23 protein-coding genes are annotated in these 19,967 nt (G+C 48.5%); 11 read left to right on the plus strand and 12 right to left on the minus strand.

Features of this window, described 5'->3' with window-relative positions; translation table 11 throughout:
- Positions 1 to 33: 33 nt before the first annotated feature.
- The 4 genes from frr to rpsB form a co-directional block, all read right to left on the minus strand.
- Positions 34 to 555: a ribosome recycling factor gene (gene frr / locus L9G74_RS10425; RefSeq protein WP_275297365.1), complete on the minus strand. Its 522-nt coding sequence runs from the start codon at positions 553 to 555 to the stop codon at positions 34 to 36.
- 63 nt (positions 556 to 618) lie between these two features.
- Positions 619 to 1,350, minus strand: coding sequence for a UMP kinase (gene pyrH, locus L9G74_RS10430; RefSeq protein ID WP_238896249.1), 732 nt, complete (start codon positions 1,348 to 1,350; stop codon positions 619 to 621).
- Positions 1,351 to 1,422: 72 nt separating this feature from the next.
- On the minus strand, positions 1,423 to 2,274 hold the full coding sequence (tsf, locus tag L9G74_RS10435) for a translation elongation factor Ts (protein WP_238896250.1): 852 nt from the start codon (positions 2,272 to 2,274) through the stop codon (positions 1,423 to 1,425).
- A gap of 122 nt (positions 2,275 to 2,396) precedes the next feature.
- Entirely contained in the window at positions 2,397 to 3,122 is a 726-nt protein-coding gene (rpsB, locus tag L9G74_RS10440; protein WP_238896288.1) for a 30S ribosomal protein S2, read from the minus strand.
- A 354-nt stretch (positions 3,123 to 3,476) separates the two neighbouring features.
- Here rpsB and map point away from each other — a divergent pair, with 354 nt between their 5' ends.
- From map to dapD, 3 genes are read left to right on the plus strand one after another with little or no spacing between them, the layout of a single operon-like run.
- Positions 3,477 to 4,277, plus strand: coding sequence for a type I methionyl aminopeptidase (gene map, locus L9G74_RS10445; RefSeq protein WP_238896251.1), 801 nt, complete (start codon positions 3,477 to 3,479; stop codon positions 4,275 to 4,277).
- Positions 4,278 to 4,292: 15 nt separating this feature from the next.
- Positions 4,293 to 6,863, plus strand: a complete 2,571-nt coding sequence (gene glnD, locus L9G74_RS10450) for a bifunctional uridylyltransferase/uridylyl-removing protein GlnD (protein WP_238896252.1) — start codon at positions 4,293 to 4,295, stop codon at positions 6,861 to 6,863.
- 17 nt (positions 6,864 to 6,880) lie between these two features.
- A complete protein-coding gene (dapD, locus tag L9G74_RS10455) occupies positions 6,881 to 7,705 on the plus strand; it encodes a 2,3,4,5-tetrahydropyridine-2,6-dicarboxylate N-succinyltransferase (RefSeq protein WP_238896253.1) in 825 nt (274 codons plus the stop codon).
- A 96-nt stretch (positions 7,706 to 7,801) separates the two neighbouring features.
- Here dapD and purU read toward each other — a convergent pair whose 3' ends face one another.
- From purU to L9G74_RS10470, 3 genes are all read right to left on the minus strand, one after another.
- On the minus strand, positions 7,802 to 8,638 hold the full coding sequence (gene purU, locus L9G74_RS10460; RefSeq protein WP_238896254.1) for a formyltetrahydrofolate deformylase: 837 nt from the start codon (positions 8,636 to 8,638) through the stop codon (positions 7,802 to 7,804).
- Positions 8,639 to 9,027: 389 nt separating this feature from the next.
- A complete protein-coding gene (locus tag L9G74_RS10465; RefSeq protein ID WP_238896255.1) occupies positions 9,028 to 10,479 on the minus strand; it encodes a PTS transporter subunit EIIC in 1,452 nt (483 codons plus the stop codon).
- Positions 10,476 to 10,925 (minus strand): flavodoxin, encoded by a 450-nt coding sequence (locus tag L9G74_RS10470; protein ID WP_238896289.1) that lies wholly within the window; start codon positions 10,923 to 10,925, stop codon positions 10,476 to 10,478. The genes L9G74_RS10465 and L9G74_RS10470 overlap by 4 nt, the downstream gene beginning before the upstream one ends.
- Before the next feature lie 119 nt (positions 10,926 to 11,044).
- Here L9G74_RS10470 and L9G74_RS10475 point away from each other — a divergent pair, with 119 nt between their 5' ends.
- Positions 11,045 to 11,230: a hypothetical protein gene (locus tag L9G74_RS10475; protein WP_238896256.1), complete on the plus strand. Its 186-nt coding sequence runs from the start codon at positions 11,045 to 11,047 to the stop codon at positions 11,228 to 11,230.
- On the opposite strand, the gene truC is transcribed toward L9G74_RS10475, so the two are convergent.
- Together truC and L9G74_RS10485 are read right to left on the minus strand one after the other, a co-directional pair.
- A complete protein-coding gene (gene truC, locus L9G74_RS10480; RefSeq protein ID WP_238896257.1) occupies positions 11,220 to 12,023 on the minus strand; it encodes a tRNA pseudouridine(65) synthase TruC in 804 nt (267 codons plus the stop codon). The genes L9G74_RS10475 and truC overlap by 11 nt on opposite strands.
- Positions 12,004 to 12,318, minus strand: coding sequence for a YqcC family protein (locus L9G74_RS10485; protein ID WP_238896258.1), 315 nt, complete (start codon positions 12,316 to 12,318; stop codon positions 12,004 to 12,006). Before L9G74_RS10485 ends, truC begins: the two co-directional genes overlap by 20 nt.
- Before the next feature lie 99 nt (positions 12,319 to 12,417).
- Here L9G74_RS10485 and L9G74_RS10490 point away from each other — a divergent pair, with 99 nt between their 5' ends.
- From L9G74_RS10490 to L9G74_RS10500, 3 genes are all read left to right on the plus strand, one after another.
- Positions 12,418 to 13,434 carry a DUF3549 family protein gene (locus L9G74_RS10490; RefSeq protein ID WP_238896259.1) on the plus strand — a complete coding sequence of 339 codons (1,017 nt, stop codon included), beginning with the start codon at positions 12,418 to 12,420 and terminating at the stop codon, positions 13,432 to 13,434.
- Positions 13,431 to 13,817 carry a DUF3301 domain-containing protein gene (locus L9G74_RS10495; RefSeq protein ID WP_238896260.1) on the plus strand — a complete coding sequence of 129 codons (387 nt, stop codon included), beginning with the start codon at positions 13,431 to 13,433 and terminating at the stop codon, positions 13,815 to 13,817. Before L9G74_RS10490 ends, L9G74_RS10495 begins: the two co-directional genes overlap by 4 nt.
- A 790-nt stretch (positions 13,818 to 14,607) precedes the next feature.
- The gene (locus L9G74_RS10500; protein ID WP_238896261.1) at positions 14,608 to 14,838 is read left to right on the plus strand and encodes a DUF2789 domain-containing protein; all 231 of its coding nucleotides are present in this window, start codon (positions 14,608 to 14,610) and stop codon (positions 14,836 to 14,838) included.
- A gap of 2 nt (positions 14,839 to 14,840) precedes the next feature.
- On the opposite strand, the gene L9G74_RS10505 is transcribed toward L9G74_RS10500, so the two are convergent.
- Positions 14,841 to 15,200, minus strand: a complete 360-nt coding sequence (locus L9G74_RS10505) for a DUF3192 domain-containing protein (protein ID WP_238896262.1) — start codon at positions 15,198 to 15,200, stop codon at positions 14,841 to 14,843.
- Between the two features lie 143 nt (positions 15,201 to 15,343).
- Between L9G74_RS10505 and L9G74_RS10510 the strand changes: the two genes are divergently transcribed.
- Together L9G74_RS10510 and L9G74_RS10515 are read left to right on the plus strand one after the other, a co-directional pair.
- Positions 15,344 to 15,676, plus strand: coding sequence for a hypothetical protein (locus L9G74_RS10510; RefSeq protein WP_238896263.1), 333 nt, complete (start codon positions 15,344 to 15,346; stop codon positions 15,674 to 15,676).
- Positions 15,676 to 16,449 carry a Zn-ribbon-containing protein gene (locus tag L9G74_RS10515; protein ID WP_238896264.1) on the plus strand — a complete coding sequence of 258 codons (774 nt, stop codon included), beginning with the start codon at positions 15,676 to 15,678 and terminating at the stop codon, positions 16,447 to 16,449. The genes L9G74_RS10510 and L9G74_RS10515 overlap by 1 nt, the downstream gene beginning before the upstream one ends.
- 12 nt (positions 16,450 to 16,461) lie before the next feature.
- On the opposite strand, the gene syd is transcribed toward L9G74_RS10515, so the two are convergent.
- Complete coding sequence (gene syd, locus L9G74_RS10520) at positions 16,462 to 17,097, minus strand: SecY-interacting protein (RefSeq protein WP_238896265.1); 636 nt, start codon at positions 17,095 to 17,097, stop codon at positions 16,462 to 16,464.
- A gap of 58 nt (positions 17,098 to 17,155) precedes the next feature.
- Between syd and queF the strand changes: the two genes are divergently transcribed.
- On the plus strand, positions 17,156 to 18,019 hold the full coding sequence (gene queF, locus L9G74_RS10525) for an NADPH-dependent 7-cyano-7-deazaguanine reductase QueF (RefSeq protein ID WP_238896266.1): 864 nt from the start codon (positions 17,156 to 17,158) through the stop codon (positions 18,017 to 18,019).
- On the opposite strand, the gene L9G74_RS10530 is transcribed toward queF, so the two are convergent.
- Positions 17,998 to 18,756, minus strand: coding sequence for a 4'-phosphopantetheinyl transferase family protein (locus L9G74_RS10530; RefSeq protein WP_238896290.1), 759 nt, complete (start codon positions 18,754 to 18,756; stop codon positions 17,998 to 18,000). The two genes, queF and L9G74_RS10530, sit on opposite strands and share 22 nt — an antisense overlap.
- A 169-nt stretch (positions 18,757 to 18,925) precedes the next feature.
- On the opposite strand from L9G74_RS10530, the gene L9G74_RS10535 reads away from it, so the two are divergent.
- The gene (locus tag L9G74_RS10535; protein ID WP_238896267.1) at positions 18,926 to 19,903 is read left to right on the plus strand and encodes a DUF4382 domain-containing protein; all 978 of its coding nucleotides are present in this window, start codon (positions 18,926 to 18,928) and stop codon (positions 19,901 to 19,903) included.
- The last annotated feature ends 64 nt before the right edge of the window (positions 19,904 to 19,967 follow it).

A 19,967-nucleotide genomic window follows, 5' to 3' on the forward strand; every position in this document is an offset into this window, starting at 1 on the left:
ACGGCGCTTTAAAACCAGCTTAACAAGGCAATATCAGACTTCCATCAATTCTGCTTCTTTTGCCGCCAGCAGATCGTCCACTTTCTTAATGAACTGATCGGTCATTTTTTGGATCTCGTCTTCGCTGCGACGAACATCATCTTCAGTACACTCTTTTTCTTTCTCGAGTTTTTTCACTTCAGAGTTAGCGTCACGACGTACGTTGCGTACCGCAATACGGCCGTTTTCAGCTTCAGCGCGAACCACTTTAACGAGGTCTTTGCGACGCTCTTCTGTCAGCGGTGGCAATGGAATGCGGATAGTCGCGCCAGCAGACATTGGGTTCAGGCCCAAGTCAGCGCTCATGATGGCTTTTTCTACCGCTTGGATCATCGTGCGGTCAAACACGTTTACCGCCAGCGTACGGCTATCTTCAACAGAGACGTTGCCCACTTGTTTAAGCGGCGTCATGCTGCCGTAGTAAGAAACCTGAATGGAATCCAACAATGCAGGATGTGCACGACCAGTGCGAACTTTAGACATTTGCGCCTTAGTTGCATCTACACATTTTTCCATGCGGGTTTTCGCATCTTTTTGAATGGTTTCAATCACGTTAGATTTCCTTTTAATTAATATCTATTAGCCTGCTTTAACCAGTGTTCCTTCGGCGGTATCGCCCATGATGACTCGGCGTAATGAGCCTGGTTTGTTCATGTTGAACACCAGAATTGGCATGTTATGGTCACGCGCCATAGTGAATGCCGCCAAATCCATCACTTTTAATTCTTTATCGAGCACTTCGTCGTAGCTCAGCGTTTCATACTTAGTTGCATCAGGGTCTTTCATTGGGTCTGCCGTGTAAACCCCGTCTACCTTGGTGCCTTTTAGCACGACTTCCGCTTCAATTTCAATGCCACGTAAGCACGCTGCGGTGTCGGTAGTGAAAAATGGGTTGCCCGTTCCGGCAGAGAAAATCACTACGCGGCCAGATTTCAGCAAGCTGATAGCTTCGGCCCAGTTGTATGCATCACACACGCCGTTCAGCGGGATGGCAGACATCAAACGAGCGTTAACGTAGGCACGGTGCAACGCGTCGCGCATTGCTAAGCCGTTCATCACGGTTGCCAGCATACCCATATGGTCACCAACAACGCGATTCATACCAGCTTTCGCCAAGCCTTCGCCACGGAATAAGTTACCGCCACCGATAACCACCCCAACCTGAATACCGAGCTCCACCAGCTCTTTAATTTCCTGAGCCATGCGATCCAGTACTTTTGGATCGATGCCGAAACCTTCTTCGCCCATTAGGGCTTCACCACTTAATTTTAATAGGATACGTCGAAAGGCTGGTTTGGGATTGGTACTCATATTTTTCGTTCCTAGTGATAATATAAGACCGCAGCAATTGCCGCGGTCTTGAATGTTGAAGAAAAGCCTTTATTAAGCCTTTTTAGAAGCTGCGATTTGAGCAGCAACTTCAGCTGCGAAATCTTCTTCTTTCTTCTCAATACCTTCACCCACTTCTAAGCGGATGAAGTTAGTGACAGAAGCGCCTTTCTCTTTCAGGAATTCACCAACAGTCTTTTTAGGCTCCATGATGAATGGCTGACCGGTCAAAGATACTTCACCGGTGAATTTCTTCATACGGCCTTCAACCATCTTCTCAGCGATTTCTTTTGGCTTGCCTTCGTTCATGGCGATTTCAACCTGAACTTCACGCTCTTTAGCAACCACTTCAGCTGGTACGTCTTCTGGGTTGATGAACTCTGGCTTAGAAGCAGCTACGTGCATAGCCAGATGTTTCAGAGTTTCTTCGTCAGCGTTACCAGTTACCACAACACCGATACGGTCGCCATGGCGATAAGAAGCAACGTTTTCACCGTCGATGTATTCAACACGACGTACGTTGATGTTTTCACCGATCTTAGCAACCAGTGCAACACGCGCTTCTTCAAACTGTGCTTTCAGGTCTTCAACAGTCACTTTAGCTGCAGCAGCCACTTCCAGAACTTGGTTAGCGAAAGCCAGGAAGTTAGTGTCTTTAGCTACGAAGTCAGTTTGACAGTTAACTTCCAGCAGAGTGGTGAAACCAGCACCTTGCTTGATCAGGATAGTACCTTCAGCAGCGATGTTACCAGCTTTCTTGGCAGCTTTAGCAGCACCACTTTTACGCATGTTTTCGATTGCCAGCTCGATGTCGCCGTCAGTTTCGGTCAACGCTTTTTTGCAATCCATCATACCTGCGCCGGTACGGTCGCGCAGTTCTTTAACTTGGGCAGCAGTAATTGCCATTGTTAAATCCTCAATTGATAATTCGAAAAAGTTACCATAAATACTTATAAAACAGGGGCCAATATGGCCCCTGTTAACCAAAGCATTTTGGTTAATAAGGGAGATGTATTACATCAACCTTATTATTCAGCTTCGATGAAAGCTTCTTCAGCTTGAACAGCTAAGTTTTGGCCACGGCCAGAGTTAACTGCTGCAGCAACAGAGTCTGCGTACAGACGGATAGCACGCATTGCGTCATCGTTACCTGGGATTACATAATCAACGCCAGCTGGAGTTGCGTTAGTATCCACTACAGCAACAACTGGGATACCCAGGTTGTTAGCTTCTTTGATAGCGATGTGTTCATGGTCAGCACCGATTACGAAAATCGCATCAGGCAAACCGCCCATGTTTTTGATACCGCCCAGAGATTTTTCCAGCTTTTCCAATTCGCGGCTGCGCATCAGAGCTTCTTTCTTGGTCAGCTTGTCAAAAGTACCGTCTACAGATTGAGTTTCCAGATCTTTCAGACGTTTGATTGACTGACGAACGGTTTTCCAGTTAGTCAGCATGCCGCCCAACCAACGTTTATCAACGTAGAACTGTTCGCAAGAAATAGCAGCTTCTTTAACAGCTTCGCTTGCAGCACGTTTAGTACCAACAAACAAAACTTTGCCTTTTTTAGAAGCGGTGTTGCTCAAGAAAGCCAAAGCTTCGTTGAACATTGGCACAGTGTGCTCCAGGTTGATGATGTGTACACCGTTGCGAGCGCCGAAGATGAAAGGTTTCATCTTAGGGTTCCAGTAACGGGTTTGGTGACCGAAGTGTACACCGGCCTGCAGCATATCGCGCATAGAAACTGTAGTCATTTTCAATACCTTAAAGTAAAGGGGTTATACCTCCACGTATCCCATGCATCCGACCAATTAAGGCACCCCGGAACATGTGTCGACACGTGTGTGATTTCGTATTTAATTCATTTGCCATATAATGGCCGCCATCTTTTACTCAGTTTAGGTTCAACCCAAGGAAATTTCCTGAGGGAGAACGACAAAACACCGAGTCAAATCTAACGGCGCGCTTTATACCATAACTCGCCTAAAAAGACAAACTGAAACACCGGTTGTTCTTGCCGGACTTTTGGTTGCTCGGATACGGGAAGCACAAAGTTAATCTATTCTAAAGAAAGGCAAAATTTGCCTTTGGCACTATTGAGAGTCGTTATGAGTATCACTATTAAAACAGCGGAAGAAATTGAAAAAATGCGCGCAGCCGGTAAGTTGGCGGCCGATGTGCTTGAAATGATCGCGCCTTTTGTTAAGCCCGGCGTAACGACCAATGAATTGGACGAACGCTGCGCCAAATTCACCGCGGCTGCAGGCGCAATTTCTGCGCCATTGAACTACCACGGTTTTCCAAAATCTATCTGCACCTCAATCAACGAAGTGGTATGCCACGGCATTCCGTCCGAGCGCCAATTGAAAGATGGCGACATCATCAACATGGATATCACCGTGATTCTCGATGGTTACCACGGTGATACTTCAGCGATGTTTTTAGTCGGTGATGTCACCCCCAAAGACAAACGTTTATGTCTGCTGGCACAAGAAAGCTTGTATGCCGCCATTCGTAAAGTCCGTCCGGGTATGCAACTGGGTGAAATCGGCACCACCATTGAAAAGTACGTGAAGAACAGTAAGAGCGGCTTAGAGAAGTTCTCTATCGTACGCGATTATTGCGGCCACGGCATCGGTGCAGGTTTCCATGAAGAGCCGCAAGTGGTGCATTATCGCAACAATGACCGCACTATTTTGCGTCCCGGTATGTGTTTTACCATTGAGCCAATGATCAACGCTGGCCGCTATCAAACCAAGTTAGATCAAGATGATGGCTGGACTGTCTACACTGTCGATGGTAAAAAATCAGCTCAGTGGGAACATACCTTACTGATGACCGAAACTGGCGTAGAAGTATTGACCTTGCGCAGCGATGAGGACTTCCCACGGGTCATCAACCACAAATAGTTTACAAGGATAACAATGAGTAACGCACAAGCGGTTAAAGCTGCTCTGAATGAGCATTTACAGGCTCTGAGTCAGCGTTTTGTGGCCAGAGAAAAAATTAATCACCTCGTGCATGAACGAACCGCCTTTGTTGACGCGTTACTCATTGAACATTGGCAGCAAGCTGGGCTAGCAAATCACGCTATCGCCCTTATCGCCGTTGGTGGCTATGGCCGCGGCGAGTTGCTGCCGCAGTCAGACATCGATCTGCTGTTTCTGGTGCCTCCGGTACTCACTGCGGATGAAGAAACTAAGCTCACAGACTTTATCGCATTTCTGTGGGATACCGGTTTAGAGATTGGCCACAGCGTGCGCACGTTGGAGCAGACGTTAGAACACGGCCGCGGCGATATCACCATCGCCACCAATTTGTTAGAAGCGCGGCTACTGGCTGGCCCTAAGTCCGTGTTTGATGTCCTCTATGACAAAATTCGTGAAAACGATTTTTGGCCGTCAAGTCTGTTTTTCAAAGCCAAGCGCGAAGAACAAAACCAACGTCACGCCAAAGCTAACGCCTTTGATTTAGAGCCGAATATCAAAACCTGCCCTGGTGGGTTACGCGATATCCATACCGTTGCTTGGGTCGCTATTCGCCATTTCAACGCTGCCAATCTGCATGAGTTGGTCGCCCACCACTTTTTAGAACCCGAAGAGTTGGAAGAGCTGCTTGAAAGCCAAAGCTTTCTATGGGAATTACGCTTTTCACTACACATGATTGCCGGCCGCGACGAAAACCGTTTGCTGTTTGATTTGCAGCGGCAAGTCGCCGAGATGATGGGCTACAAAGATGCCACTCAGCTAGCGGTCGAGCAGATGATGAAGCGCTATTACCGCACCGTTCGGCGCATCATGGAACTGAACGAGATGCTATTGCAGCTGTTTAAGCGGGCAACGCTCGGTGAGACCCAAGCGTTAGAAATTCAACCCATTGATGATCTCTACCAACGCCGCGGCCGTTTCCTTGAGGCATTAAAACCCGATATTTTTAACGAACCGCAGCAGATTGTACGTTTGTTTCTCTACGTGGCGCGTAACTCCAATATTCAAGGAATCTACGCCCCCACCTTACGCGCGCTGCGCAACGCTCGCCGTTTGCTGGTTGAGCCGCTAATGGAAAACGTTGAATGTCGCAAAGTCTTAATGGAGATCCTCAAGCATCCACGCGGCATTCAAGCCTTTTCCTTAATGCACAAACACGGCATTCTGTCAGCTTACCTGCCCGCATGGCGCAGCATTGAAGGCCAAATGCAGTTTGATCTGTTCCACGCCTACACGGTGGATGAACACACTCATCGCCTGCTGCTCAATATCGACAAGTTCTCGCAGCAAGAACAACGCGATGAATTTCCACTTGGCGCAATCCTGATCAACCAACTGCCGAAAAAAGGCTTGCTGGTGCTGGCGGCGATTTTCCACGACATCGCCAAAGGTCGTGGCGGTGACCACAGTAAATTGGGCGCGGTGGACGCATTAGAGTTTTGTCGGCTACATGGGCTCAACAGCCATGATGGTCGTTTAGTCAGTTGGCTGGTAGAAAACCACCTCGTGATGTCGATTACCGCACAGCGGCGTGATATTTCCGATCCTGAAGTTGTGGGGACTTTTGCTGAGAAAGTCCGCGATGTTTCGCACCTCAGCTATCTCTATTGTCTAACGGTCGCCGATATCTGCGCCACCAACGAACACACCTGGAATAGCTGGAAAGGTTCGCTGCTGCGCGATCTGTTTTACTCTGCGCAGCGCGTGTTGGCGCGCGGTCAGGAGAAAACCGTCGATATTCGTGGCCGCGTGCGTGAGCATCAAGCTAAAGCCAAAAAAGAACTGCTGCGTAGAGGCATCAAAGAGAAAGTGTTGGATGACTTATGGCACCGCTTTAAGGCGGATTACTTCTTACGCTATCAACCCAATCAGATTGCGTGGCACGCCGAAGCGATTATCAAACACCGCGAAGACGCGCCACTGGTGCTGATCTCTAAGCACATGACCCGTGGCGGCACCGAATTGTTTATCTACTGCAAAGACCGACCCAAACTGTTTGCTACCGTGATGGCGGTGCTCGATAACAAGAACATCAACGTGCACGATGCGGGCATTATGAACTCAAAAGACAATTTTGCGCTGGACAGTTTCGTCATCCTCGAACAAGATGGCGAACCCGTGGCACAGCTATCGCGCATCCAGAGCATCCGTAAAGCGCTGGAAAAGGCGCTAGCCGACGTACCTAAACTGCCAAAATTCCGCAAAATGTCGCGAATTATGAAGCCGTTTAGCGTACCAACACAGGTGGCGTTTTTGCCAAGCAATCGCCAACGTACCAGCATGATGGAGCTAATTGCCCTTGATGCGCCGGGTCTGCTAGCGCGCGTGGGGGAAACCTTTTACCGCTGCGGGGTAACATTACAATCAGCCAAAATCACCACTATTGGTGAACGAGCTGAGGACTTTTTCATTCTGCAAACCGAGGAAGGTAAAGCGCTGAACGAACAACAACAGCAGCAACTGCAGGATGCTTTAATTGCGACTTTGTCCAATCAACCAAATTCTTAACACTAGGGGAGAACACCATGGAGGCTTTACGCCAACGTATTGAGGCGGCTTTTGAAGCCCGCGCGACCATCAGTCCTGCTACTGTAGATGCAGCCCTTAAAGCTGATGTCGAGAAAGTTATTGATATGCTAGATCGCGGCGAAGTCCGCGTTGCCGAGAAAGTTGACGGCGCATGGCAAGTCAATCAATGGCTCAAGAAGGCGGTATTGCTTTCATTCCGTATTTTTGAAAACGGCGTAGTTGAAGGTGCTGAAACTAAGTACTTCGATAAAGTGCCAATGAAGTTTGCTGATTATGATGAAGCACGCTTCCGTGAAGAAGCTATCCGTGTTGTGCCACCAGCAGCGGCACGTAAAGGCTCTTTCATCGCCAAAAACACGGTACTGATGCCATCTTATGTAAACTTGGGTGCCTACGTTGATGAAGGCACCATGGTAGATACTTGGGCCACCGTAGGTTCATGTGCGCAAATCGGTAAAAACGTCCACCTGTCAGGCGGTGTTGGCATTGGTGGCGTTCTGGAGCCACTGCAAGCTGGCCCAACCATCATTGAAGATAACTGCTTTATTGGCGCACGCTCAGAAATCGTTGAAGGCGTGATTGTTGAAGAAGGTTCAGTGATCTCTATGGGCGTTTACATCGGTCAAAGCACCAAGATCTATGACCGCGAAACTGGCGAAATCCACTACGGCCGCGTACCTGCCGGCTCAGTCGTGGTATCAGGTAACTTGCCATCTAAATGTGGTAAATACAGCCTGTACGCCGCAATCATCGTCAAGAAAGTTGACGCAAAAACTCGTGGTAAAGTAGGAATCAACGAGCTGCTGCGCATCGTTGACTAAGCGTAAGTTGCCGTCTTAGCGACTGCGCCACCAGCCACAAAAAACCGCCGACATCGGCGGTTTTTTTATGGTGCTAATTCACCCGTTAACGTAGCACTATTTAAACACCAGCGTCTTATTCCCGTTAACAACCACTTGGTTATTCACCACCAAGGCTAAAGCACGCGATAGTACGCTCTTTTCCACGTCCCTGCCCGCTTTTGCCATATCTTCCGCACTGTAGTTGTGATCTACTGGGATCACGTCTTGCTTGATAATCGGGCCCTCATCGAGGCTATCATTAACAAAGTGCGCCGTAGCACCAATGATCTTCACCCCACGTTCCCATGCTTGGCGATACGGATTGGCACCGATAAAGGCCGGCAAAAATGAATGGTGAATGTTGATAATGCGATTAGGAAAGCGGCTGACAAAGCCACTGGTGAGCACCCGCATAAACTTGGCTAACACCACATAGTCAGGCGTGTACGATTCAACGATTTTCAGGATTTCCTGCTCGTGTGCTTCACGGCTTAAACCTTCATGGCTGACGAAATGAAACGGCACATCAAACTTACCCGCCAATGGCGCCAGCACATCATAGTTGCCGACCACCGCCGCAATCTCAACATCCAGTGCACCATAATAGGCTTTCATTAACAGGTCGCCCAAACAATGCGCCTCTTTAGTGACTAAAATCACCACGCGTTTGCGACCAGCATCAACCAGACGGGTACGGTTTTGTGCGGGCAAGACTTCGGCAAGATCAGCCAAAAAGCTTGCGCTATCCAGTGCACCATCAAATTCAGTGCGCATGAAAAAGCGTTGCTGTTGATTATCAACAAACTCGCTATTTTTGATGATATTTAATTGATGTTTGAAACAGACACCGGTGATTTTGGCAATTAATCCCGGCTCATCAACGCAGTCTGTCAGTAAAACTTTATGTGCCATATTTTTCCCCAAACAACGATTTGGTTGAAGAATATGCCATAAAATTGCCAGTTAAGCTGCATAAACATCAAATTTCGTTGGATGGGCAAAAACATGGACAGAGACTAATTGGCGTTATTTTCTCGAATAACGCTAGGGGCTGTTTATCTTTGTTGGTTGTTTTTGCAGCAGGCAGAGCGTGATTTAGGCAAGGCAGGTGATGTGCCGTGTCGTCATTCTCCACAAACAGCACCTAACGCTGAATAAATTGCGCGCTCTGCCCGAAGGGTTCATTTAAACGCGTCCTGAACTTTGTTGCGCCCAGCTTGCTTAGTTGACTATGCGTCGCAGGCCGCGCCTCGTTCATAACGCGTTCAGCTTGAACAAAAATTAAACACTAAAAAAAGCCCCTAGACCGTACTGCCATCCATGTAGGACTGCATTTGCTGGCGCATATTTTCGGCTTGTGTGCCCAATACAACTTGCACGCCATGGCCGACCACAATCACTCCTTTCGCCCCTAGAGCCAGTAGTTTGGTTTTATCAACATGGTCAGGCGTATACACACTCAAACGCAGCCGAGTCATACACGCTTTCAGTTGTTCGATATTAGCTGCACCGCCGAGCGCATTAATCAATAGCGCTGGTCGCTCAGTGGCGCTGGTGACCGGTGTACTAAAATCCTCAATGCGCCCCGGTGTTTTTAAGTTAAACACGCGGATAGACGAGGTAAACAAGGCGTAGTAAATCAGTGCGGTCATTGGCCCCAAGATCAGGAACCAACTGCTATTGGTGGAGTTATGCCACAACAAGACTAAGTCGATAGCGCCCTGCGAAAACGTCACGCCATAGTGAATATTAAGCAACACACAAATCATGTATGCCAAACCGCACATCAAGGCATGCACAAAGTACAGCACCGGTGCGACAAACAAAAAGGCAAACTCAATCGGTTCTGTCACCCCGGTGAGCCAACTGGTGGCGGCGGCAGACAACATCACCCCGGCAATGCGGTTGCGTTCAGACGGTGACGCACTGCGAATAATCGCCAGCGCGGCCGCTGGTAGCCCCCACATTTTGATCAGATAGCCACCCGCAAGATTACCAGAGGTAGGATCACCCGCCAGATAACGTGCCACTTCACCGCGAACCACATCACCTTGGGTTTGATATTGACCAAACTCCAAGAAAAACGGCGTATTCCAGATATGGTGTAAACCAATGGGCAGCAGTAACCGTTCCACCGTTCCATAGAGTGCAAACGCCCATTCGGGCCGCTGATATACCGCCCAATTGGCAACTCTATCGATGTGCTCCGCCAAACTTGGCCAGATGAACGAAAAGCCCCACGCCACCAACATGGCTAACGGCATAATCAATAACAACGCGCTGCGTCGTCCTTCAAAGAACGACAGCATCTGCGGCAACTTCATAAATTGGCTTAGATACATCGCCAAGCAGCTGACTAAACCCATCAACATGCCACCGGCGATGCCCGTATCTAGCACTTGAAACTCAATAATGGCAGGTTGCAGTGTCGTCTGGGCGTTGGTTAATACCGTCAGAGATGAAGTGAAAACACCAAACCCCAATACGGCTGACAACGCCGCGGTGGCAGGCTCTTTACAGAATCCCGCACTGATAGCCACGGCAAACAGCATTGGCATAATGACAAAGGCAAAATTGCCCACTTGCCACATCAGTGCAGCTAATTGTTCAGGAAGGTAAGGTTTAAGCGAGCTGGAGAGCCCTAGCATCAGCCCTGCGGCGGGCAAAATTGCGATTGGTGATAGCAAGGTTTGGCTTAAGTTTTGCGCAAACTTAAACCACTGGACGGACCACCAAGCAAATGTGCTTCTCATTTAATTAATTTGGACCACTTTTTTAGCCAAGACAGTGCTTCCTTTTCAGGTTCCATCGTTTCACATGCGTCGATTTCAAATACATCACCGAGCCGCTTGGCCCCTAATTCCGTCATGAGTTCATCGAGTTGGTGACCAGCGCCACAGAAATTATCATAACTAGAATCACCTAATGCCACCACCGCATAATTTAGATCAGGCAAATACGGCGCTTGTTGCTTCATAGCGTAAAACCAAGGGAACAGGTTTTCAGGAAGATCACCTTGACCTGTGGTCGAACTGACCAGTAACAGTAGCTCTTGTTGGTTGGGAATATAACCACTTAATGTCTCAGGCCGATGTAATTCAACGCTAACCCCTTGTTGGCTCAAGGCTTGCGCTAACGTACGCGCGACAGATTCAGCACTGCCATAGACTGATCCGAACACTAAGTTGATTTTTTTCATGCTATACTCGGCACCCACAAAATTTGAAGAGACGTTCTTCAACATACTTTATCCCCTGTGCAGCCTGCAACTAGACCAAAGCAGTCGATAAAATCCAAGCTATTCAAGGACGCAAGCCAATGCGACAAAGTAGTCGACAAAAATTGCTCAGACAACACCAACGTATCACTCACGTGCGCCGCGTGTGCTACTTTCGAGCAAATCAGCAGGAAACTCACCATTACCACTATCCATTAGCGGCCTATCAGCCACTGATGGATATGATGGTACGTCTCGCTGATGAAAGCGAACACATTAACAAATAAGCGTCGACGGCTGAGTGGCTAACGCGTCATCTTGCCAACCCAACTCAGCAAATACCGTAGACCACTCCGCTTCTGGTTCAGTGACTATCGACAATGGCGCACCTGTCACCGGGTGAGTCAAGGTCATTTTCTGCGCTAACAACCACAGGCGGTTAATGCCGAAATGCTCGCGGAAAAAACGATTCTGCTTACCATCGCCATGAGTGGTGTCGCCAATAATCGGATGACGCAAGTGCGCCATATGGCGGCGTAATTGATGTTTACGCCCCGTCAACGGCGCTAAGCGCACTAAACAAAAACGACTGGTCGCGTAACGCCCAGAGGGATATGGGATTTCACTATTAAGCAACGGCGCGTACTGGGTTACCGCGTCTTGGGCCTCTTTATCTTTACGTGCATGTTTATCGGCAATGTCATCCAACTCCTCTCTGAGTGGATAATCGAGTTCCCCCGCTTCAGCCATATTGCCGCGCACCAACGCAAGATAATGTTTATGCACATCTCGCCCTTCAAACTGTTGGCACAGCGTCCGGGCGACATCACTGCTTTTAGCAAACAGTAATACGCCAGACGTCGGCCGATCTAACCGGTGTACCGGAAACACATGGCATCCCACCAAATCACGCGTCAGTTGCATGGCAAAGAAACGCTCTTTACGCGCCAAATAAGTCTTATGCACTAACAAACCGGCCGGTTTGTGAATTGCCACGATATGTTCATCTTCGTAGAGGATCTCAATCGTTGGCGCAATTTCTGGCTCATCTAGCTCGGGATTATCGACTGAGTAAGGCATCCACCTGCTCCAAAATAAGGACTATAGCTTCACGTTCTGGCTGCTCAGCCCAAACATATTGCGCCATCGGGGCGATAGCTATATTGCTTGGCAATGCTGCCTGCGCTGCAATCAACTGCTGCATCTTCGGCATGAAAATAAACTGCAACCACTGCTCAAACGGCAACGTATCACAAGCAAACGGTGCGGTACTTGCCAACGCCGCGGCGGAGGGCGCGGTTTCGGCCCATAAATTCTGAGAGATTAGTTGAAATTCAAGCAATTGCAATAATTCTTGAGTCTGTTGATAGCGCATTTGTACTGAACATGACGATTTTTAAGGGGGCGTATCATACCATCTGGCGTCAGATATCCCTATAATTGCGCCCCTTAGCGAATTATGAGAAGTAGGGTTATGAGCAACATCAACACTTTGGGCGAACTGTTAAACGCGGCAAACACACAATATTGGGTGTTTGATTTAGGTCGGCGCGTGCAACCGATCAGCAACAGCGAGTTTGACGCCTTTGAAACACTCACTACCCCCTACCCTTATCCGATTCAAGGCCATGCCCAATTTGCGTTGGTATTTGGCGAAGATCCTCAGCAACCGTTTATTTGGTTTTTGAAATTTCCGCTCGATGAACGCGGCCTACTCAATCCTGCCGCCCGCAGCCAATTTATGCAGATGTTGTCGGATGCCATTGGCCAAGACATCACTAAACCGCTGACAGAGGACGAGCAGCAGCGCATGGCAAGCCACCCATTCCATGCCAAGCCGTCACAAGAGAAGCTTGCTATCTTCAATGCACAGCTGCGCAAATCGCTCAAACAGCCAGCGTCAAGCCAGTATGAATTTGCCTGCCAATATTTGGCGGGGACTGCGGGGGCCGAGATGTGGCAAAGCGTGGGCTTACAAGGTCTGGCAGATATCTGTGCGCGCGCTGGTGATTTTGAACATGCGCAGCTGTTGAGTAATGCGCTAGCCTCCAGCGTTGCTGAGATCCAAATTGCCACCTGCCAGTTGTTAGAACATGTCGTCGCGCCAAGCTCGGTGCAACAGACAATTGCTAAGCTATTTGCAACTATCAACGATGAACGCCGCAGCTACCTACTGCGAGCCAGTGCCTCTGCTGAAGAGGTCACCACGCAATTGCTGCAACAACTTGCTGATCAGCAACAACCTCTGGATGAACAGCAGTTGATTGCCGTCGCCGCACGCTGCTGGCCAGTATTAAAGCGCGACGCCATTCGCAAGTTTTATCTTGAGTCGTTAGCGGCTCAACCTCAGCCCTTTTTTAATCAAATCTTTGCTGATATTGTGGCGATTCCCGAGATCCGTATGCCAATGTTGAGTGAATTGCGTAACCCGGAACGCAGTGCGCAACTCTCAGCCGCTATTGGCGGACTATTTAAGGCCATGACTCAATGATGACCGATTTTTTAATGATTGCGGCACTCGTGTTGATTGCCGCCTTCTTTTGGCAACTGCGCCAAATGGCAGAAATTGCCAAACGTTTTATCGAGCGCGAATGCAGCCGACAACGGGTGCAATTTCTGGCCGTTGCCATGGATAACGCTCGGCCATCATTTGGTGGTACCACCGGTATAGGTTGGCGTGCCAGCTTTATGTTTGAATTCAGCACTGACGGGATTAACCAGTTTAAAGGCACTGTCAGAATGCGGGGGAATCAGGTACAAAAAATTGAGTGGCCTATTTTTCCGGAGCCTGATTGGCAGCAAGCGCCATCTGCGCGAGGTAAATTTGGTGGTGGTTGTGGCGGCAGTAGCTGTGGCTCAGGCGGCTGTCATTAACGCATAAGTGCAACGGCAATTTGGCTAAGGTGCATGAAAATCGCCTGAGGCCAAAAGAGAAAGGGCGCGACAACTAGTCGCGCCCTTCTATTTTTTTGCTAAGCCATCCAGCTATAACTTGTGCTTCCCTGCACCATCCATGCGAATGAATCGATCCTTCACGGTCCTTCTCGTTCCCTGATAATCCCTGTACCTAAGTACACGTCCCTCAAACTGGAGATTCCTTCTACCAGTCTTGCCTCGTCCTGAAGCGTGTCCACATCATCCTTGAAATTCCTTTTCCGATTTCCTTGGTCATCCTGACATCCCAGTCCTCGGGAAACTTTCCATGCTCAGCTAACTTCCTGCTAGCTTACTTTCCATGTATCATCATCGGATTGTGTCCCTACAAGTTCATCTTCCTGATGAATCGTCGTCCTGACGAGTCCCTGTGTGTCCAATCCTTCGATGAGTTAAATATTACTCTAAAGGGGTAATAAACCAAGTATGGCTCACAAAACAAAAATATCGTCTCACACTGTCCCACACCGTTGCCCGACTAAATTATTAATTAATTTTCATTAAGTTATGTAAATCTTTAAGATTTAAACGACGCATTTAAACAATCAATGTCTCACATCCTTGTAAGATATGTCTCACACGACGACAGGGGAAAACGGTAGACCTATATATAACGCAGGTAATATCGGTTGCGGGAAACTTAACCACTGAGCTGTTAACCGCATAGTCAGTTGCTTCGCGCTATACTTAGCGCACCATTAACGGTACAGAAATCAACCAAGGAGCCAGCATGGATACAGTAAACCCGGCGTTCTCGTCATTGTTTTCGCAACTTGGATTAGATAATGATGAGGAGGCGATGCAACAGTTCATTGCCAGTCACCAACTGCCGCCTCATGTCAGGATAGCCGATGCGCCCTATTGGAATGCGGCACAACGTGCTTTTATAGAAGAAGCCATTCTAGAAGATGCCCAATGGGCCGAGGTCATCGGGCATCTCGATAGTTCATTGCATCAATAACATCACAGCTGGCTGTAGGGTTTGTCGCCCCAGCCAGTTAATGTTCCTTCACTAAAAATGAGTGGCGTACATTCATCCCGCGTAGTTTTACCATCACTGTGTTGGTGCTGAGTACGATAAAACAGCACTTGCACCGTCTTCCCTTGCGACTCAAACGCTTCATTGAAACTCGGTGTCCCCATCAGTGCTTGTACTTGGTCAATACTCATACCGAGCTTTAATGAGGCTATCATTTGTTGATTTTGACGCTGTACTTGCTCCCAAGATTCTCTATCATTGGCGGAATCTCCGTGGCCAACGCTGACAACACAGCCCGTTAAACTTAAGCTAGCAATGGCCAGTATAGGCAACAACTTATTCATAACACTTCCTTTGATTGTTATTAGACATCCTGCGAGATATTACAAAAGTTGTGCCAATTAAATTTTCATTACATTTCAATGAATTAATATTTTTCATATACGATTCATTTTCAAAATCATCACTTTTTAAGGAATTTCGCTACATGTCTTCGGTGATTGACCAGATTATTCATACGGCGGCAAAACTGTCGCTGGCAGGTATTACGCCCTCAACCGCTATTGTCAGGGCCAAGCTGGGGGGCAAAGTCCCAATGCCGCAATTGATTGAAGGCATTGCCCGCTTTAAAGCCCTGTCGAGTGATGAAATCGTCCAAGCCGCGCAAGTGATGAGCAGCAGCGTTAGCACGGTTTCAGCGCCACAAACAAGCGAACAAACCGCCGATTTACAGCAACAATTGAAGCAACTACAGCAAGCATATGATGCCTTGAATGCTCGCGTAGCCGCGCTCGAAGCAAGATTGGATGGACATGCCTGATGTACGTTACCGAAGTGAGTTTTGAATGTTTTGCCGATACCACCATCAGCGAAGCAGAACGTGCGATTAATCAACTGTTAGAAGCGTGGCGACAGAATGGGCAAATTCTCGGTCGCGAGTTTGCGGTGGCACTTAAAGACGGCGTGTTCAAAGTGCGCTTGCTGTTACCGGAACAACAAAGTTTAGCGAATCGTTTCAACAGCCCGTGGGCAAAGCAGGCAGTTGATGGCTTAAAAGCCGCTAAATTGCTGCATCCACGTGAAAAACTTATCGGTTTAGATATCAACTCAGAAACCAGTAACAGTGAGCCGCCAAGTTGGCAGTTGTTGTATACCAGCTACGTGCATATGTGTTCACCGCTGCGCAGTGGCGACACGTTGCAACCGATCCCGCTCTACCGCATTCCCGCCACCTTTAATGGTGACCATAAACAGTTAATCCGCTGGCAAACCGAGTGGCAAGCATGTGATGAAATTCAGATGGCATCCGCCTCTGCGGCGGAATTTGCTGCGGTAAATGAATTAGCCAACGTTAATAGTGATCTCTTTCGCCGTGGCTGGGATTTACGTGGGCGAATCGAGTATTTAACCAAGATCCCGACTTATTATTATCTCTACCGTATCGGCGGACATGATAAGCAAGAAGAGTTAAGCCGTTGCTGCCCGCGCTGTGGTAATACTCACTGGCGGCAATCGGAGCCGTTACTGGATCTGTTCCACTTCAAGTGCGACCAGTGCCGCATTGTGTCTAATTTATCGTGGGATTTTCAGTAACGGCTGAAGCACTTATTTACGGCCAAATAGGTTGTGCCACATCCGTTTGAGTGAGGCGAATATGCCCGGATGGTCCACCGAGCTTGCCTCTTGTTCCACATACTCAACGGCGGGCGCCACGCGTGGTTGGATCTGTTGCAAAAAAGCCTCGATAGATGGAGCCAATAAGGTTGATGGCTCCTGCCCTGGCCGTTCAAGCCAAACGCTGCCCTCTTCATTTTTGACACAAATCATGTCGTCGCTGTCAGTCACGCCGATAAACCAGCTTGGCGCTTGTTTGAGTTTGCGCTTCATCATCAGGTGACCAATCAGATTTTGCTGCAAGCGGGCAAAATCGTCCTCGTTCCACACTTGTAGCAACTCGCCGACACCCCACGGAGCATCAAAATGCAGCGGTCCAGCCCAGTGACTGCCATAAAATGCTTCAATATCTTGGTGTAATTCAATCTCGAGCGCTTGACGTACATTGTCAAACGAGCCCGCCTCCGTGCGCGCCACATGGCACCACTGTACTGGCTCGGCATAGTCTTGTTGACGACACAAAGATGGTTCCCCTTGGCTATAATGACGAGGGCATTCGTGAAGTGTTTGTTGATAACGCTGTTGGTATTGAGCTAACCACTGCGACAATGCGACTGCGCAAGACACCTGATCTTTCCTTTATTTACGATATAATCAGGCCCTATTTTGCATGGAATAACTTGAGATGTCACAAAATCCACACACTGATCCTTATCAGCAATCGCCAGCACTAGCCGGGTTAACCCTCGGGAAATCGGTATCTTATCAGCAGCATTATGCTCCAGAGTTGTTGCAGGCGGTTCCTCGTAAGCTCAATCGTGATGCTATTGCTTTAGCAGCGCCTTTGCCATTTCACGGCGGAGATCTGTGGACCGCTTATGAACTGTCTTGGCTTAACAGTAAAGGCAAACCTATGGTTGCTATGGCTGAAGTGCAATTGGACGCCAACAGTGAAAACCTGATTGAATCCAAATCATTTAAGCTGTACTTGAACAGTTTGAATCAGAGTAAGTTCGACAGTGTTGAGGCGCTGCAACAAACATTGAGCCAAGACTTAGCCAAGTGCGCCAATGGTGCAGTGAAGGTGGCGCTTATTGAACCGAAACAGTTTGGCTTGCAACGTATTGTGGAACTGCCGGGCAACAATATCGATGAGTTAGACATTGAAGTGACCGATTATCAATTTTCTACCGCATGGCTGGAAAACAGTACCGATGACAAGCAGATGGTGGCGGAAACACTTAACTCTAACTTGCTAAAATCTAACTGCTTAATTACTTCTCAGCCCGATTGGGGCAGCGTGATGATCCGCTACCAAGGACCTAAGATTAACCGTGAGCAACTGCTGCGCTATTTGATTTCCTTCCGCCAACATAATGAGTTTCACGAGCAGTGTGTTGAGCGGATTTTTACCGATCTCAAGCAGTTCTGTCATTGCACTAAGTTGACCGTCTATGCGCGCTACACCCGTCGTGGCGGCTTAGATATCAATCCGTTCCGTAGCGATTTTGAGCAGGTGCCAGAGAGTCATCGTCTGGCGCGCCAATAATCCGCTAAGGTGCTGGATGGCACCAACTGCCATGAAACAGGAGTTTGTGCGGTGGCTAGCGTCACCGCCAATAACAGTTGCGGTGTCGGTGCCATCAACCAACTCTGCCACACTTGTGTTGTGGTTTCTCGCCAACGATGTACTGACTGTAATCTTGTTGCGCTGACAGCATGTAACTCGGCGCCACTAAAATCATAATCGGCTAACGGTGCGGTCAATCCTACGCCTTTAGCTTTGAGTAACGCCTCTTTTAACACCCACAAGCGATAGAACATCGCCGCTTGCTCGGTGCTTGGTTGTGCCTGCAATAACTGTAATTCTGACGCCGTAAAATATTGCTCCGCAATTTCCTGCCAGCGTCGCTGTGGTTTGATCTGCTCGATATCGATACCTACCGCATCATTACCACTTGCAATGACAATCGCCAGATAATTACCACTGTGGCTAACGTTAAACTGAATCGGTGCACCTTGGTACAAACAGGATAACAGCGGCTTGCCGTGAACATCGGCCTCAATTGGCCAAGCATGTGCCGCCAGCTCAGCATGCTGCAAGCTTAAACACTGGCGCAACCACCAACGGCTTTGCAGCAATTTATCGCGCACTCGCGCTGAGCGAGACAGCGCGATACGCTCTCGCTCTGCCGCACTGAGATCTGCCAACATCGCCATGCGCAGTTCTTCATCCAATGGCTCAAATTGGCGTATATAGACCTGATGACGCGCGTTGGAATTCACCTTAGCCAATCCGATAATCCTTCATAAAAATCTGTTAGTTAGCGATATTGCCACTATCCAACGCCATGAAACCAGCAACTAAAAAGCAACATATGTAAACATGATACAGTCGTGATTCAGCTACAATTGTTAAGGTAATGCTGCAAAATGGAGCTAATGGGAGAGCCCTATGAAACGCCAATATTCATTACCAAGTGCGCTGCTGACAAGCGCTACGATACTGTTACTCACCGGCTGTGGTGGTAGCGACAGCCCCGCCGAACCTGAAGTCGCCATGTCACGGGTATCATTCGCCGTATCCGATGCGCCGGTTGACAGTGCCGAACAAGTCGTGGTCGCTTTTGACCAAATTGAACTCATCAGAAACGGTGAAGAGAATATTGTACTTGATGTGCAAGGTGAAAACGGTGCGACTTTCCGCCAAATTGACTTACTGCAATATCAGGGCAGTGATAGTACGTTAATCGTCAGTAACGAGCCAATTCCAACGGGTAGCTATGACAATCTCATTCTGCATGTGTTGGATGAATCATCTGGCTCAGATCTAAGTTATGTGGTCAACGACAACGGCCAACAGATTCCCCTAAAACAACCCAGCAATCGCTTGCGACTCGGTGGTTTTACCGTTGCCGCTGATAGCGTGCAGCAATTTACTATTGAGTTTAATCTGCGTCAGTCGTTGGTGGAGAATCAAAATGGTCAGCGCTATAACCTCAAGCCGCACGGCGTTACCATCGTCAACAATGCCGAAGTTGCCAGTATTAGTGGTACGGTTGATGTCAGTTTATTCAATACTGAAGGCTGTAGTTTCGAGCAAGGGAACTTCGTCTATCTTTACCCCGGGCATGGGCTAACGAACACCTTAGCCGATCTGTATGATCCAGAGGTCAACACCACTGAGATCGTCGTGCCAGCCGTCATGGCGTACACATCCGCTCCGGTGACTTACGCCGAAGGCAACTTTGCTGATTACCAGTTTGGTTTTATTCCTGCGGGCGATTACACCATTGCCTTCAGTTGCTCACCGATAGCAGATGATCCCGAGCAATTCGATGGTATCAGCATTCCGAATCCTGCGGGTCAAGTGCATGAAATCACCGTAACAGCGGGTCAAACTACCACGCAAAACTTCACACCGATCCTCTAAGCCCTCCAGCGTGCGCAAGATAAGGCCGGTCGTTGTCTTATCTTGCGCTAAGTACAATTTAGCC

The organism is Shewanella electrica, assembly GCF_022321485.1.
GTDB classification, from domain to species: Bacteria; Pseudomonadota; Gammaproteobacteria; order Enterobacterales; family Shewanellaceae; genus Shewanella; species Shewanella electrica.

What these genes read in the sequence shown, in the direction of transcription:
- L9G74_RS10475 (WP_238896256.1), top strand. Translation starts at nt 11,045, where the DNA reads ATGCGACAAAGTAGTCGACAAAAATTGCTCAGACAACACCAACGTATC.
- L9G74_RS10495 (WP_238896260.1), top strand. Translation starts at nt 13,431, where the DNA reads ATGATGACCGATTTTTTAATGATTGCGGCACTCGTGTTGATTGCCGCC.
- dapD (WP_238896253.1), top strand. Translation starts at nt 6,881, where the DNA reads ATGGAGGCTTTACGCCAACGTATTGAGGCGGCTTTTGAAGCCCGCGCG.
- map (WP_238896251.1), top strand. Translation starts at nt 3,477, where the DNA reads ATGAGTATCACTATTAAAACAGCGGAAGAAATTGAAAAAATGCGCGCA.
- truC (WP_238896257.1), bottom strand. Translation starts at nt 12,023, where the DNA reads ATGCCTTACTCAGTCGATAATCCCGAGCTAGATGAGCCAGAAATTGCG.
- L9G74_RS10470 (WP_238896289.1), bottom strand. Translation starts at nt 10,925, where the DNA reads ATGAAAAAAATCAACTTAGTGTTCGGATCAGTCTATGGCAGTGCTGAA.
- L9G74_RS10515 (WP_238896264.1), top strand. Translation starts at nt 15,676, where the DNA reads ATGTACGTTACCGAAGTGAGTTTTGAATGTTTTGCCGATACCACCATC.
- tsf (WP_238896250.1), bottom strand. Translation starts at nt 2,274, where the DNA reads ATGGCAATTACTGCTGCCCAAGTTAAAGAACTGCGCGACCGTACCGGC.
- pyrH (WP_238896249.1), bottom strand. Translation starts at nt 1,350, where the DNA reads ATGAGTACCAATCCCAAACCAGCCTTTCGACGTATCCTATTAAAATTA.
- L9G74_RS10500 (WP_238896261.1), top strand. Translation starts at nt 14,608, where the DNA reads ATGGATACAGTAAACCCGGCGTTCTCGTCATTGTTTTCGCAACTTGGA.
- frr (WP_275297365.1), bottom strand. Translation starts at nt 555, where the DNA reads ATGGAAAAATGTGTAGATGCAACTAAGGCGCAAATGTCTAAAGTTCGC.
- glnD (WP_238896252.1), top strand. Translation starts at nt 4,293, where the DNA reads ATGAGTAACGCACAAGCGGTTAAAGCTGCTCTGAATGAGCATTTACAG.
- L9G74_RS10510 (WP_238896263.1), top strand. Translation starts at nt 15,344, where the DNA reads ATGTCTTCGGTGATTGACCAGATTATTCATACGGCGGCAAAACTGTCG.
- purU (WP_238896254.1), bottom strand. Translation starts at nt 8,638, where the DNA reads ATGGCACATAAAGTTTTACTGACAGACTGCGTTGATGAGCCGGGATTA.
- L9G74_RS10490 (WP_238896259.1), top strand. Translation starts at nt 12,418, where the DNA reads ATGAGCAACATCAACACTTTGGGCGAACTGTTAAACGCGGCAAACACA.
- queF (WP_238896266.1), top strand. Translation starts at nt 17,156, where the DNA reads ATGTCACAAAATCCACACACTGATCCTTATCAGCAATCGCCAGCACTA.
- rpsB (WP_238896288.1), bottom strand. Translation starts at nt 3,122, where the DNA reads ATGACTACAGTTTCTATGCGCGATATGCTGCAGGCCGGTGTACACTTC.
- L9G74_RS10485 (WP_238896258.1), bottom strand. Translation starts at nt 12,318, where the DNA reads ATGCGCTATCAACAGACTCAAGAATTATTGCAATTGCTTGAATTTCAA.
- L9G74_RS10535 (WP_238896267.1), top strand. Translation starts at nt 18,926, where the DNA reads ATGAAACGCCAATATTCATTACCAAGTGCGCTGCTGACAAGCGCTACG.
- L9G74_RS10465 (WP_238896255.1), bottom strand. Translation starts at nt 10,479, where the DNA reads ATGAGAAGCACATTTGCTTGGTGGTCCGTCCAGTGGTTTAAGTTTGCG.
- L9G74_RS10505 (WP_238896262.1), bottom strand. Translation starts at nt 15,200, where the DNA reads ATGAATAAGTTGTTGCCTATACTGGCCATTGCTAGCTTAAGTTTAACG.